The organism is Promicromonospora sp. NPDC060271 (genome assembly GCF_042726755.1).
Taxonomy (GTDB): domain Bacteria; phylum Actinomycetota; class Actinomycetes; order Actinomycetales; family Cellulomonadaceae; genus Promicromonospora.
The window spans coordinates 16,963-31,359 of record NZ_JBHXBG010000053.1 but is presented as its reverse complement, the minus strand read 5'-3'; the positions used below and the strand labels follow the sequence as shown (position 1 = coordinate 31,359).

Annotated in this window: 11 protein-coding genes; 1 reads left to right on the top strand and 10 read right to left on the bottom strand. The window is 71.5% G+C overall.

The window, feature by feature from the left end; translation table 11 throughout:
• Positions 1-49: 49 nt before the first annotated feature.
• The 5 genes from ACFWE2_RS10670 to ACFWE2_RS10650 all read right to left on the bottom strand — a co-directional run bounded on the left by ACFWE2_RS10670 (position 50) and on the right by ACFWE2_RS10650 (position 4,448).
• On the bottom strand, positions 50-1,312 hold the full coding sequence (locus ACFWE2_RS10670; protein WP_377224198.1) for a cytochrome P450: 1,263 nt from the start codon (positions 1,310-1,312) through the stop codon (positions 50-52).
• The gene (locus ACFWE2_RS10665; RefSeq protein ID WP_377142342.1) at positions 1,309-1,845 is read right to left on the bottom strand and encodes an ATP/GTP-binding protein; all 537 of its coding nucleotides are present in this window, start codon (positions 1,843-1,845) and stop codon (positions 1,309-1,311) included. Before ACFWE2_RS10665 ends, ACFWE2_RS10670 begins: the two co-directional genes overlap by 4 nt.
• 55 nt (positions 1,846-1,900) lie before the next feature.
• The gene (locus tag ACFWE2_RS10660; protein WP_275005546.1) at positions 1,901-2,254 is read right to left on the bottom strand and encodes a DUF742 domain-containing protein; all 354 of its coding nucleotides are present in this window, start codon (positions 2,252-2,254) and stop codon (positions 1,901-1,903) included.
• Positions 2,255-2,364: 110 nt separating this feature from the next.
• Positions 2,365-2,757, bottom strand: a complete 393-nt coding sequence (locus ACFWE2_RS10655) for a roadblock/LC7 domain-containing protein (RefSeq protein ID WP_377224197.1) — start codon at positions 2,755-2,757, stop codon at positions 2,365-2,367.
• 17 nt (positions 2,758-2,774) lie between these two features.
• Positions 2,775-4,448: an ATP-binding protein gene (locus ACFWE2_RS10650; RefSeq protein WP_377224196.1), complete on the bottom strand. Its 1,674-nt coding sequence runs from the start codon at positions 4,446-4,448 to the stop codon at positions 2,775-2,777.
• Positions 4,449-4,769: 321 nt separating this feature from the next.
• Here ACFWE2_RS10650 and ACFWE2_RS10645 point away from each other — a divergent pair, with 321 nt between their 5' ends.
• Positions 4,770-6,932, top strand: coding sequence for a prolyl oligopeptidase family protein (locus tag ACFWE2_RS10645; protein ID WP_377224195.1), 2,163 nt, complete (start codon positions 4,770-4,772; stop codon positions 6,930-6,932).
• Positions 6,933-7,054: 122 nt separating this feature from the next.
• Here the strand turns inward: ACFWE2_RS10645 and ACFWE2_RS10640 are convergent, their stop codons facing one another.
• From ACFWE2_RS10640 to ACFWE2_RS10620, 5 genes are all read right to left on the bottom strand, one after another.
• Complete coding sequence (locus ACFWE2_RS10640) at positions 7,055-8,089, bottom strand: hypothetical protein (protein ID WP_377224194.1); 1,035 nt, start codon at positions 8,087-8,089, stop codon at positions 7,055-7,057.
• A gap of 258 nt (positions 8,090-8,347) precedes the next feature.
• Positions 8,348-9,385, bottom strand: coding sequence for a hypothetical protein (locus tag ACFWE2_RS10635; protein ID WP_377224193.1), 1,038 nt, complete (start codon positions 9,383-9,385; stop codon positions 8,348-8,350).
• A gap of 56 nt (positions 9,386-9,441) precedes the next feature.
• Positions 9,442-10,698, bottom strand: coding sequence for a tRNA 2-thiouridine(34) synthase MnmA (mnmA, locus tag ACFWE2_RS10630; protein ID WP_377224192.1), 1,257 nt, complete (start codon positions 10,696-10,698; stop codon positions 9,442-9,444).
• The gene (locus ACFWE2_RS10625) at positions 10,698-11,981 is read right to left on the bottom strand and encodes a cysteine desulfurase family protein (RefSeq protein WP_377224191.1); all 1,284 of its coding nucleotides are present in this window, start codon (positions 11,979-11,981) and stop codon (positions 10,698-10,700) included. The genes mnmA and ACFWE2_RS10625 overlap by 1 nt, the downstream gene beginning before the upstream one ends.
• A 198-nt stretch (positions 11,982-12,179) precedes the next feature.
• Positions 12,180-14,345, bottom strand: coding sequence for a PhoX family protein (locus ACFWE2_RS10620; protein ID WP_377224190.1), 2,166 nt, complete (start codon positions 14,343-14,345; stop codon positions 12,180-12,182).
• Positions 14,346-14,397 lie beyond the last annotated feature (52 nt).

Here is a 14,397-nt window from a genome sequence, read left to right as displayed (position 1 = left end):
GGCCTGTCGAGAGGCCTCGACAGGCCCGGCCTCCGTCTGGACAGGCGGGTCAGCGCTCGGCGCGCGGGCCGCCCTCGGTCAGCGGCGTCGTGAACCGGACGGGCAGCCTGCGCGGGTAGCGCGACCACGGCGAGGCCGACATCTTGAGCGAGTCCGCCGGGACCGACAGCTCCATGTCGAGGATCCGGCGCAGCAGGGTGTCAACGGCGATACGGCCGATGAGCGGCCCGATCCGATGGGCGGGGCAGGCGTGCGCGCCGGCGCCCCAGGTCAGATGGAACCGGCTGCCCAGCTCCTCCCACGGGTCGTCCGTCCGGATCGCCCGGTCCGCGTTCGCCGCGGCGACGGCGGGCACGAGGGCGTCGCCGTACGCGATCCGGCGTCCGCCGAGCTCGCAGTCCTGCCGGGCGAACCGCGGCAGGACGTGCGGGGCGGGCGGGTTGCGCCGCGACACCTCGTCCAGCGCGTCGTCCAGGTCGAGCCGGCCGCGACGCACCCGGGCCGCGAAGGCCGGGTCGGTCAGGATCATGTGCAGCGTGCTCGCGATCCACGCGATCTCGGCATCGTGTCCCAGGCTGAACATCACGCCGATCGAGGCCATCACCTCGACGTCGTTCTCGTGGTTCGGGTGGTTGACCAGAGCGGTGGTCAGGTCCTCGCCCGGCTCGGCGCGGTGCGTCGCCACGAGCACGGCCAGCAGGGACTCCTGCTCCATCGCGGCGGCGCGCGCCTGCTCCCTGCCCGCGTAGACCGCCTCGGTGAGCTCGTGCATCCGGTTCCCGTCGGACAGGCTCATGCCGAACATCTCGGTCATGACCATCACGGGGACCGCGACGGCGTAGTCCTTCACCAGGTCCGCCTCGCCACGGGGCATCAGCCGGTCGATGATCGCCTCGCACGTCACGGCCACCGTACGGGCCAGGCGCTTCTCGTCGATGGCGCCGAGGGCGTCGTCGAGCGGTGCGCGCAGCCGTCGCTGCTGCATGCCGTCGAGGTAGTACGCGCTCTCGCGCGGCGCCAGCGCGGCGAAGACCCCCGAGTCGGCGGGCAGGGACCGCTCCTGGACGTAGCGCCAGTTGCGGGAGTTACGGGAGAACAGCAGCTCGTTGCGCATCACGCTGCTTGCCTCGTCGTACCCGAGGACGAGCCAGGCGGGGACGCCGGGCTCCAGGTCCATCGGTGCGACCGGACCCCACTCGTCGCGAAGCTGCTCGTAGAGCTTGTGCGGATCCCGGGCCGACGTGATCTCCGACAGCTGCATCCGGTCGGAGATGTCCTCCAGCCGGAGATGCAGTCTGTTGGCGAGTGTCACGCGTTGACCTTCTGGAACACCGGGAACGTCATCGCGTGCTCGACGAGGGTGATCAGGGTGAGGACGGCGGACTGCCGGTCGCGTGCGTCGCACTCGACGATCGGGGTCTCCGGCAGCAGGTCCAGCGCGGCGCGGACCCGCTCCAGCGGATAGTTCGGCGAGTCGGGGAACTGGTTGACGACCACCGCGAACGGGATCTTGGTCCGCAGCTCGAGCTGGTCAAGCACCTCGAAGCTGTCCTCGAGGTGCCGGGTGTCGATCATGACCAGCGCACCGACCGCGCCGTCGGCCAGGCCCGCCCACAGGTCCCAGAAACGGCGCTGGCCCGGGGTGCCGAACAGGTACAGGGCGATGTCGTCGGTCACGGTGATGCGACCGAAGTCCATCGCGACCGTCGTCGTCTCCTTGTTCGGCTGCCCCGGGTCGATGCCGACGCTCGCCGTGGTGATGCGCTCCTCGGTGCGCAGCGGGTCGATCTCGCTCACCGCACCGATCAGCGTCGTCTTGCCCACGCCGAAGGCACCCACCACCAGCACCTTGACCGACCGCGCGACGGTCGGTGCCAGGTGCTGCCCGGTCGCCGGGCGGTCAGAGCTTGCGGAGTCCATCGAGAATCTTCTCCAGGATGTCCTTGCCGGGCAGGACGTGCGCTTGGTGGTTGGAACGAATCGTCAGGTTCCCCGTGTCGACCAGGTCCGAGACCATGACCGCCACGAGGCTCACGGGTAGCTGCAGGTAGGCAGCCACCTCGGCCAGCGCTAGCGTGCCGCGGCAGAGCTCGACCAGCTCGCGCTCCAGCCGGCTCGCCGTCGAGAGCACTGGCCGGCTCTCGACCGCACGTACAAGTGTCTCCGGGCGCAGCGTGTTGCGCGACGGGTGCGCCCGCCCGGAGGTGAGCACGTACGAGCGCACCGGGTGATCGCGGTACTCCTCGGTGTCCATCCCCTCGCCCCCTGTCGGTCGGTCAGGTATCGGTCGAGCTGGTGGTGCCTGGTACGGCCAAGCCTCGCGAGGCTCGGGTGGTGCTTTCCGAAACGGTGCCCGGGGCGGGGTCAGCTGGAGATCCGCTCCGTGCCCAGCGTGCGCTCCCCGATCATGAGCACCTGGGCCTGCATCTGCTGGGCAATCAGCGCCGGGTCGATCACCGTGTCCGTGACGACCGCGAGACGCGAGCCGTCACCGGCTCCCCGGACGAAGAGAAATCCGCCGTCGAACTCGACCATCACCTGGCGGATCGTCTCGCTGTTTCCGAACTCCCTGCTCATTCCCATCCCCAGCGCCACAAGTCCGGCACATGCCGCGGCCACCTTGTCGGCCACGTCCAGCGGGGTCTGGTCCGTCCGAACTTTCATCAGGCCGTCGGAGGTCAGCACGACGACATGCTTGACCCCCCGTACACCACTGATGAGCTCGAGCATCCAGCTATTACCGTCGGTGCTGGTCATGCCGTCGGCGTGCGTAGTCATCGGTCCTCCGAAGGTCCACCGGCTCCAGCCGGCGGTTCGCTGCTGTCTGGTGAGTCCCCGAACTGCGCCTCGGTCGAGCTGAAGAAGGCACCCATCCACTCACCGGCCTCCTCGGCCGTCTGGGTGGGACCAGGAGCTTCGGTACGGGGCTCCGTGGCCTTGGTCCGGTCGTCGGTCGCTTCCGCCTCTCCGCGGCGCGATCGCCGCTGCGGGAGCGCAGACGGCTCGGGGAACTCGTCGTCCTCCGGGCGCGCTCGCCCGGGACGCAGGGGCAGCTCGCCAGGGGCCTGCACCGGGGTACCGGCCACGGGCGTCTCCTCCTCTTCGTCGACCACGACGCCGGGCGCGCTCAGCGGCTCGACGGGAACCACGGTCGCCGGGTCGGGCGCCGCGGGTGCGGGCCACTCGTCGTCGTCCGCGGGCTTTGCGCTGGGCAGCTCGGTCACGAGCGGTGCCTCGGCGACTGCGGTGGCACTGCGACGGGACCCGAGTGCGGAGGCCCCGCTGGTGTGGGAGCCGGCGCTCGGCAGCGTCGCCGCCGGCGTGAGCATGCCCGACGGCACCACTGCCTCGGTGAGCTCCGCCGGGATCATGACGATGGCGCGCAGGCCGCCGTACACCGACTCGGTGACGTCGACGCGGAAGCCGTGGCGCCGCGCGTACGTGCCGACGACGGCCAGGCCGGTCTGCGGGATCTCGCCCAGCTCGGTGATGCTGATCTCGCGCTTGCCGGAGGCGATGTCGCGCGCCTGCTCGAGCTGCTTGAGGTCGAGGCCGACACCGCAGTCGTCGATCTCGACGACCGCGCCGCGCTGCACCTGGCGCAGCGAGACGAGCACCTGCGTGGTGGGCGGGGAGGACTGCGTCGCGTTGGACAGCAGCTCGGCCACGAGGTGGATGAGCGGCTCGACGATGCGTGCCGAGACGGCGACGCCGGGGTCACCCGACACCTCGACCCGGTGGAACGCCGTGATGCGGCTGGCGGCGCCCTTGACGACGTCGGGCAGCGGGAGCGGCTCGCTCCACTGCTGGCCCGGCCACTCGCCGCACAGCGCCGCGAGGCTCTGCGCCTGACGGGCCTGCTGGGCCGCGGCGTGGTCGACGCGCATGGAGGTCTGCAGGATGTCCGGGTCGGTGGGGTGGCGCTGGACCATGCGCGCCGCCTCCTCCTGGATGCGGTGCGCGGCGGCCTGGACCTTGCGGCTCAGGGCGACCACGGCGACCTGGACGGCGTCGCGGCGGGCGACACGCTCCTCCTGGACGCGGGCGAGCATGGCGGCCGCCTCGTCCAGACGGGCCTGGGCACCCGCGTCGCCCGGAAGGTGCGGGAGCGGCGGAGCGGGCTCGCTGTCGAGGAACGCGGGCAGCTGCTCGTTCGCCAGGGCGTCGAGCGCCCGGGACGCCGCGTCCGCACGCTCCTCGGCCCGGCGGTGCGCCAGGACCAGGTCCTCGTGCGCGGCGAGGTCGTCACGTGAGGACCGCGCGGCGATCAGCGCGGCCGCCACCGCGAGCCCGACGGCCGCGATGCCGACGAGCCAGGCGGGCCACGTGGACGAGGCCCCGGTGGCGGTGAACAGGACTGGTGCTACGAGTACATAGGCAAGCACGCCGGCGACGCACACCCAAGGTGCGACCTGGCGCAGCCTGCTCGGCGGAGGAGAAGAAGACATCGAGCTCACCGAGCCGATCCCCCTAATAGTTGTCTCGTCAGAGTTTGGGAGGCCGGACACGGCAGTTACCGCGGCTTGCTCCACGAACTCGGCTGGAGGGGGCGAACAACCCCCTGGACTGCAGTTTCTACCACAGGCCGTCCCACGCGTGGAAGGGCACGACCGTGGTGCGACAAGCGAAAATATGTGCCACTGGGGAATAGGGCAGCCCCGTAGCGCAATAGCCGCACAATACTGTACAAACCGGGCACGACTCCCCTGGTCCGACGCATCCGGCCCTCCGACGGCCAGAGCCGGGACCAGCCGCGTAGGGTGCTCTCCATGAGCGTCGAGCACACCAAGACCGCCCCCCGAACCGCTCTCCCGGACACGCCCCTCGACCCCGCCACTGACCCGTTCGCCTGGCTCGAGGACGTCGACGGAGAGGCCGCCCTGAGCTGGGTCCGCGAGCGCAACGCGCACAGCGCGCAGGTCCTCGGCGGTCCCGCCTTCACCGAGACCGAGCGTGCGGTGCGCGAGGTCCTCGACTCGGACGACAAGATCCCGCACGTCTCGAAGGTCGGCGAGCACTACTACAACTTCTGGCAGGACGCCGAGCACGAGCGCGGCCTGTGGCGCCGCACGACGCTCGACTCCTACCGCACCGACGACCCCGAGTGGGAGACGGTCCTCGACCTCGACGCCCTCGCCGCCGAGGAGGGCGAGAGCTGGGTCTGGCACGGCGCGAGCGTCCTGCGCCCGACGCCGGAGCAGCTCGCGGCGGGCGAGCCGCGGCGGCACGCGCTCGTCGACCTGTCGCCCGGCGGCTCCGACTCCGACGTGACGCGCGAGTTCGACCTCGTCACCAAGCAGTTCGTGCCCGAGAGCGAGGGCGGCTTCGTGCGCGCCCAGGCCAAGGGCGGACTGTCCTGGATCGACGCCGACACGGTCTACGTGTACACGGACTTCGGCGAGGGCACGATGACGCCGTCGGGCTACCCGCGTCAGGTGAAGCGGTGGCTGCGCGGCACTCCTCTGGCCGAGGCGACGGTCGTCTACGAGGGCACCGACCAGGACATGTACATCAGCGCGTCCCGGTCGCACACCCCGGGCTTCGAACGGGACCTGGTGCACCGTGCGCTGCGGTTCTACGCGAACGAGACGTACCTGGCGACGGACGTGGGCACGCCCGAGCAGACCCTCACCAAGATCGACGTGCCGGACTCGGCGAACGTGGGCCTGCACCGCGAGTGGATGCTGGTGCGCCTGCGCGACGACTGGACCATCGGCCGCACGACCTACCGCGCGGGCTCCCTGCTCGCCACCGGCTTCGACGACTTCATGGCCGGGTCGCGCGACCTGACGGTCCTCTTCGAGCCGACGCCGACGACGTCGCTCGCCGGGATCACCTGGACACGGAACCACCTGGTGGTCAACGTGCTGGACGACGTGAAGAACCTGCTGCACGTGCTGACGCCGCCCACGGTGGCCACGCCGGGCGGCGAGTGGGCACGCTCCGAGCTTCCGGTGGGCGGCGAGCTGCTCACGGTCGGGGTCGGCGCGGTGGACGTCGTCGACTCGGACGACGTCTGGGTGGTCACCACCGGCTACCTGACGCCGTCGACGCTGGGACGCACCACCGTCGCCGGACCCGGCGAGACGGCGGCGGCGCCCGAGGTGCTCAAGTCCGCGCCGTCGTACTTCGAGGCGGCCGGGATGGCGGTCCGGCAGCAGTTCACGGAGTCGGACGACGGCACGCGCGTGCCGTACTTCGTCGTCGGCCGGGCGGACCTCGTCTCGGGCGAGGCCGGGCCTGCGCCCACGCTGCTGTGGGGTTACGGCGGGTTCGAGCACGCGATCCTGCCCGGGTACTCGGGCACCGTCGGACGCGCGTGGCTGGAGCGCGGCGGGGTGTACGCCGTGGCGAACATCCGCGGTGGCGGCGAGTACGGGCCGGCCTGGCACCAGGCCGCCCTGAAGGAGAACCGGCACCGCGCGTACGAGGACTTCGCGGCGGTCGCGCGCGACCTCGTCGCCCGCGGCATCACGACGCCCGCGCGGCTCGGGATGGAGGGCCGGTCGAACGGCGGGCTGCTCGCCGGCAACATGCTCACGCAGTACCCGGAGCTCTTCGGGGCGATCATCGTGGGTGTCCCGCTGCTGGACATGAAGCGGTACTCCCACCTGCTCGCGGGCGCGTCCTGGATGGCCGAGTACGGCGACCCGGACACCTCCGACTGGGAGTTCGTGCGGAGCTTCTCGCCGTACCACCTGTTCGACGCGGCTCGGGACTACCCGCCAGTGCTGTTCACGACGTCGACCAAGGACGACCGCGTGCACCCCGGCCACGCCCGCAAGATGGCTGCGCTCATGCTGGCCGCGGGCAAGGACGTGACGTACTACGAGAACATCGAGGGCGGCCACGGCGGCGCGGCCAACAACGCCCAGGCGGCGTACATGGCGGCCACCCACTGGACGTTCCTCTGGAACCGCCTGTCGGCCTGACACCCATCCGCGAAGTAGAGCGTGTGTCCGGACGCACGCTCTACTTCGCGATCCGCTCTCGGACAGGCGCTCTACTTCGGCGTCGTCGCGTTCACGAAGTAGAGCAAGTGTCCGGGCGGCGCTCAGCCGGTGCGTCGCATGTGTGCGAGCCCTAGCAGGAACGCGTCGTAGACCAGGGCGTCGAGCCTCACCGGATCTCCGACGTCCGCCCACTTCACCTCGAAGATCAACCAGCCGGCCTCTTCGAGTGCGCGCACCCTGCGAGCCCTCTCCCGCTGGGCCAGCTCCGGATCGCCGAACGCTCCGCCGGAGTACTTGACCGCCCCGTCGAACTCGAAGCCGACCTTGAGATCGGGCCACCCGACGTCAACCCAGAATGTCCCGATCCGAGTCTTGACCGGGACCTGAAGAGACGGATTCACGTCTCTCGCGCGATGCATGGCCGCCCGAACGATCGACTCCCCCGGCGAAGCCGAACGCGGATCTGTCTGGCGCAACGTCTCACGTGCTTGGATGATGCCGCGCTTTCCGATGGACTCGGCGACGATGCGCTGGACGAGAACAGTGCTCGCGCCACGCCGAAAGGCGGAGTCTGCAGCGACGAGCGCGCTGTCGGGATCCAGCGTCCTGATCGAGTCCACCAAGCTCCGCTCCAGCGTCGTGACCGGAATCCCGCCCAGAATGCACTGGTCGCGGCCCGGCAATTTTGTCCAGTGCCGGACGATGTCCGTCTCGTGCTCGCGGTCGATGTTCGGGTTGCTGAGATGAGTGACGTGGACCGCCGTGCCGCTCCGAAACGTCCAACAGCCGTGCAGGAGCAGGGCAGTCTGATGACTTACCCAGAGAGACGAACGTGAGCGCTCGACCACGGCTCGCACGGTGCGCAGCGTCGCGAGCTCGGACACCTCGTGCGGTCGCAGACCGTCATCGATCGGCACCATGAGTACACCTGGTCTGATCCGCTCCAGGTCACCGCTCCGCACACGCTCAGCGAGGCGCCGTCGGTCCTGTGCGGAGTACTCGATCTTCGCCGGAACCTCCGGCTCGGTCGCTCGATCTGCGGAGTACATCCGGGATGTGACCAGCGACCCGTCCGCGGCGGATCGCTGGAGGTTTGCAATTCTTTGCAGGTTTTCTGCGTACTCGGCTCGTCTCACCAAGGGAGCATGCTTGACCGGAGCCAGGCTGGACCGGGCTGTGGAAAACGCACGGCCTGTGGTCACGCTCCAGGCCCTGGAACGACGGCGATCGGGTCGCGAACCGGTTTGTGCGACGAGACCGCAGCGACCAAGGCCGACAGAGCGACGTCCGGACGCACGCTCTACTTCACGGACACATTGGCGTCGAGGTAGAGCGCGTGTCCGCTACCGCGATACGCAGATGGTGGACGCATCCTCTACTTCGGCGGTCAGCCGTCACGCCTCGGCCTTCTCCGACAGGCTCTCCGCTACGCGGCCCAGGTTCGCCAGCTCCGCGCGGTGAGCATCGACCGAGGCCGGCGACCGCCGGGGCGCCGCCAGGAGCGTCACCTCGGCGAGCTGCGCCGCGGGCAGGCCGATCCGTCGCCACGGGACGGCGACCAGGTCGGCGAGCGTGCCGAGCGCCGGCCCCGCGCACTGCGAGACCTGCGCGGGGGGCAGCCCCGCCCAGAGCCCGGTCCCGCGCTCGGTCGCGCGGGCCAGCAGCTCCCAGGCCCGCTCGTTCCAGCCGTCCGGCCCGACGTCGGCCAGGTCGAGGCCCAGCGCGTCGGCACCGGCGAGGACCACCGCAGGCACACCGACCCAGGTGCTGCCCAGGTGGACGACGGAGCGCGCGCCGGCGTCCCGCACGGCCGCGAGCACGGGCGCCAGACCCTCGACGATCTCGGGCCCTGCCACCGCCCGCAGCCGCGAGAACCCGGAGAACGTGGGCAGCACTCCCGCGTGCACCTGGCCGAGCAGCGGCTCCGCGAGCTGCACGGTCACCTCTGCGCCGGGGACCTGGGCGACGATGTCGGCGACGAGCGTGCGCAGGCTCTCGGCGAGCGCGAGACCCAGGTCCGCGCGGGCTCCGATGTCCGCGAGGACGCGGTCCTCACGGGCCGACCAGAGCTGGGCCGCCAGCGTCCACGGCCCCAGCATCTCGACGGTCAACGGGCCCGTGTGGCCGTGCGCCGCGATGGCGAGGGCCCCGAGGTCCTCACGCCAGAACGTCTCGGCCCGCCGCGCGTCGATCCCCGGCCGGTCGGTGAGCTTCCAGCCGTGGGGCCCCAGCTCGACGGGCATCTCGGCGAGCCGCACCGCCGTCCGCCCGAGGGCGTCGGCGCCCGGACCACGCTGCACGAGCTGCGTCAGGAACGGCAGCGCGTCGACGCCGGTCGGCAGCTCGGCGAGCTCGCCGAGCGCCGTCTGCTGCGCCTCGAGCACATCGCGCTCGCCTCCGGGCCACGGCCCGTGTCCCGACACGGCGGTCATCAGGTCTCCTTCTCAGATGTATGGGCTCGCGGCACTGCCTGACGCGGCTGACGCGGCTAGCGCGGCGCTGGAGCCCGCCACGCGCGGGAGACGGTCGCCTGGCCGAGCACACGCGTCCCGCGGTACACGACCACCGACTGGCCCGGCGCGACACCCCTCAGGGGCGCCCCGGTCAGCTCGATCTCCATGCCGAGGGCGGCCGGCCGAGATCCGTCCGTCGCCGCCGGTCGCTCACCCTCCGGGACCTCGTCACCCTGTGTGCCACCGGTCGGGACGATCGACCGCACCCGCGCCGGGACGGGCGCGCCGTGCGCGCGGACCTGGACCTCGGCCGTGAACCAGCCGTCCGCGTCCGGGACCACATCTGCCGAGGCCCCGGCCGGCTCGGCCAGCGGCGTCGGGGCCAGGACGCCCTCGAACCACAGGGCCTTCTCCCCCGCGATCCGGTCCACGCTCAGCAGCTCCGCGGGCCCCACCACCACGGTGTTCGTCGCGGGCTGCACGTCGACGACGTACCGCGCCTTGCCGTCCGCCGCGGGCCGCCCGAGCCCGAGCCCCTTGCGCTGGCCCACGGTGAACGCGTACGCGCCGTCGTGCTCGCCCACGACCACGCCGTCGGTGTCGACGACGGAACCCGGGCGCGAGCCCAGGCGGGACTGCAGGAAACCGCGGGTGTCGCCGTCGGCCACGAAGCAGATGTCGTAGGAGTCAGGCTTGGCCGAGACCGACAGGCCGCGCTTCGCGGCCTCGGCGCGCACCTCGTCCTTCGACGCGAAGCCGCCCAGCGGGAACATCGCGCGCGCCAGCCGGTCGGGCCCGGCGACGGCCAGCACGTAGGACTGGTCCTTGGTGTCGTTCGGCGAGCGGTGCAGCTCGCGCACGGTGCGCAGGCTGCCGTCGGGCAGCGCGACCTCACGCGTGACGATCCGCGCGTAGTGACCGGTCGCGACGGCGTCGAACCCGAGGGCCGTCGCCTTGTCGAGCAGGGCCTCGAACTTGATGTGCTCGTTGCAGCGCACGCACGGGTTGGGGGTGCGGCCGGCCTCGTACTCCGAGAGGAAGTCGGCCACCACCGTGTCCTCGAACCGCTCGGACAGGTCCCACACGTAGTACGGGATGCCGAGCACGTCGGCCGCGCGGCGGGCGTCGCCGGCGTCCTCGATGGAGCAGCAGCCGCGGGAACCCGTGCGGAACTGGTCCCGGTTCCGGGACAGCGCCATGTGCACGCCGACGACGTCGTGCCCCGCCTCGACCGCGAGCGCCGCGGCGACCGCTGAGTCCACGCCGCCCGACATGGCCGCGAGCACCCTCATCACATGCCTCCGATCGAACGGCCCGACACCAGGCCTGCGGCCTGTGCCCGGGCGACCACGTGGGGCAGCGCGGCGGCCAGCCGGTCGACGTCGGACTCGGTGGACGTGGCGCCGAGCGTGAACCGCAGGGCGCCGCGGGCCTCCGTCTCGGGGACGCCCATGGCGAGCAGCACGTGCGACGGCTGGGGCACGCCCGCCTGGCAGGCCGAACCGGTGGACGCCTGCACCCCCGCCGAGTCCAGCAGGTACAGCAGGGAGTCGCCCTCGGCGCCCGGGAAGGTGAAGTGCGCGTTGCCGGGCAGCCGGTCGCCCGACGTCGGCTCGGGGCCGCGCAGCACCGCGGAGGGCGCGGCGACCCGGACGCGGGCGACGAGGTCGTCGCGCAGGGCGGACAGCCGGGCGGCACGCTGCGGCAGGCACTCGACGGCATGGCGTGCGGCGACGCCGAAGGCGGCTATCGAGGCGGCGTCGAGCGTCCCGGAGCGCACGCCGCGCTCCTGGCCGCCGCCGTGCAGCACGGCGTCGAGGGCCAGGTCACGCTTCGCGAGCAGGGCGCCGACGCCCACGGGGCCGCCCAGCTTGTGACCGCTGACGGTCATGGCGTCAACGCCCGAGTCGGCGAAGGACACCTCCGCCTGGCCCACCGCCTGCACGGCGTCAGTGTGCACGGGGATGCCGTACGGGCGTGCGGCGCGCACGACGTCGCGGATCGGCTGGAGCGTACCCACCTCGTTGTTCGCCCACATGACGCTGATCAGGGCCGTCTCGTCGGCGTGGGCGGCGAGCTCGGCGCGCAGGGCGTCGAGGTCGAGCCGGCCCTCGCCGTCGACGGGCAGGAGCACTATCTCGGCGCCCGCGTGACCCGCGAGCCAGAACGCCGGGTCGAGCACGGCGTGGTGCTCGACGGCGGACACGAGGATCCGGCAGCGGCGCGTGTCCTGCGCACGGCGCCCCCAGAAGATGCCCTTGATCGCCAGGTTGTCCGACTCGGTGCCGCCCGACGTGAAGATGACCTCGCTCGGCCGCGCGCCCAGGGACTTCGCGAGCGTCTCGCGCGCCTCCTCGACGGCGCGCCGTGCGGTGCGCCCCGCCGAGTGCAGCGACGACGCGTTGCCGGTGCGCTGCGCCTCGGCCACGAACGCCGCGAGCGCCGCGGCCGACATGGGCGTGGTCGCGGCGTGGTCGAGGTACGCGCCGTCCGGCTCACGGGGCAGTTCGCCGTGCGCACCGCTCGCCGTGAGCGGCGTGCGTGCGGGATCGGGAGGCGGGGTGGTCACGGTCATCAAGTCTACGAACGCCGCGAGGCCCGGATCGCATCCCGCGGGTGTGACGTGCCAGACGCACGCTCTACCTCGCGGTCCCCCGTTCGCCGAAGTAGAGCGTACGTCGGACACCGGCTCTACTTCGGCGAACCCAAAACCGCGAGGTAGAGCGGGCGTACGGACGCTCGCTCTACCTCGCGGTGGGGGCGGAGGGGTGGGTCAGCGCTTGCGGTAGACCTGCACCACGGTCGGGCGCGGGCCGCGGAAGTCGCCGGCCTCGACCGGCGCACCCTCCGCGATGTAGTCGGGGAAGAACGACTGCGGCGCGGCGTACGTCCCGTCCTCGCCCGGGTGCTGCACGTTGACGTAGACCATGCCGTCCCGTGAGTCGACGAGCGGGCCGCAGGTCTCCGCGCCCGCGGGCACCGAGAGGAACTGCTGCACGTGCCCGCGCTCGCGGCCCGAGACCGGCACCTTGAACAGGCCGTCGCACTTCTGGATGGCGTTGGAGCTCGGCGCGCCGTCGGTCGAGATCCAGAGGTTGCCCTCTGCGTCGAACGCGAGGTTGTCCGGGCAGGAGATCGGCGAGACGCGCTCCTTCGGGTAACCCGAGAAGTACGTGCCCTCGACGGCGGGGTCGCCCGCGACGAGCAGCAGGTTCCACGTGAATCGGGTGGAGGTCTGGTCGCCCGAGGGGATGATCTCGACCACGTGGCCGTCGCGGTTGCCGTTGTTGGTGACGCCGCCGACGACCTTGTGGGTGCGCGGGTTGGCCTCGGTGGCGCCCTCGACCGTGTTGGTCGGGGTGCGGCCGGAGTTGTTGGTGCACGCCACGTAGATGCGGCCCGTGACGGGGCTGATCTCGACGTCCTCCGGGCGGTCCATCTTGGTGGCGCCGACCTTGTCGGCGGCCAGGCGCGTGTAGACCAGCACCTCCTCGACGGACATGCCGGGCACCTTGCTCCGGCCGTCCTTGACGAGGGGCAGCCACTCGCCGGTGCCGTCGAAGGCGCCGTCGGACGGCACCGCGCCCGTGCCGTCGATCTCGGCGGCCGGCGAGTCGCCCGTGAACTTGGCGACGAACAGGTCGCCCTCCGAGAGCAGCGTCTTGTTGTGCTTCCGGGCCCAGCGGGAGTCACCCTTGGCCACACGGTTCTTGGACACGAACTTGTAGACGTAGTCGAACGCCTGGTCGTCGCCCATGTACGCGACGGCGTGGCCGCGGTAGGACAGGGTGACGTTGGCGCCCTCGTGCTTGAACCGGCCCATGGCGGTGTGCTTCACGGGCGCGGCGGACGGGTCGTGCGGGTCGAGCTCGACGATCCAGCCGAAGCGGTTGGCCTCGTTCTCGAACCCGGCGCCACCACCGAAGCGGGGGTCGTCGGCCTCCCAGCCGTAGCTGGTGGTCGAGCCGATGCCGTAGCGGGCGTCGGCGACCGGGTTGACTCCGGCGGCCTTGAAGTAGCCGTTGAAGTTCTCCTCGCCCGACAGGACGGTGCCCCACGGCGTGGTGCCACCCGCGCAGTTGTTCATCGTGCCGAACACGCGCGTGCCCGTCGGGTCCGCGGACGTCTTGAGCAGGTCGGAGCCGGCGGCCGGCCCGTCGACGACGAACTCCGTGTCCAGGTGGATGCGGCGGTTGAACGGGCTGATCCGCTGGTAGCTCCAGGGCTTGCCGGGTGCCTTGCGGCGGACCTCGACGACGGCCATGCCGTGCGCGGCGCGCTCGATGGCGCGGGCGTAGGCGTTCTTCGTCGTGGTGACGTTGCCCGCGGCGTCCGTCTCCCAGTACTTCGCCGTCGGCGGGAACATGATCGCCGCGTTGGTGTACTCCTGGTTCGACACGAGCAGCCCACGGGTGCCGCGGCGCTCGTCGCCGACGTCGAACGGCAGGATGTCGAGGTAGTCGCAGTTGTAGCCGAACTGCTTGGCCTGCTGCTCCGGCGACTGGTTGTTCGGGTCGAACGTGCGCCCGCCCGGGAGGATCGGGTCACCCCAGCGGATGATCGGGTCCCAGGTGTAGCCGTCGGGGACGACCAGCGCGTCGACGTCGGCGGGCTGCGGGTCGATCGCACCGAAGGCCAGGCCGCGACCACCGTGGCCGGGGAGACGCCCCTCGGGCAGGGTCGCCGCGGCCGCGGACGGCGCACCGACGCCCTGCGCACCGATCACCACGGCACCGGCGGCGACCGCCAGCGTGCCGAGCATCGCACGGCGCGACAGCACCGAGCTCACGACGTCCTTGAAGTACTCGTTGGCGCTCTCGTTGGGAGCGGGGTGAAGGCACGCGTCGTTGCACTTGAGACGGCACGTGACGGAGCTGCGCTTGCCGCGCGCGTGCGTCGACACCGTCAGCAGCGTGCGGTGTTCAGGAGCGATCGTCATCGGAGGTTCTCCGGTCAGAGCTGGGGGGTAGGTCGTCGTCAACCTAGGAGCA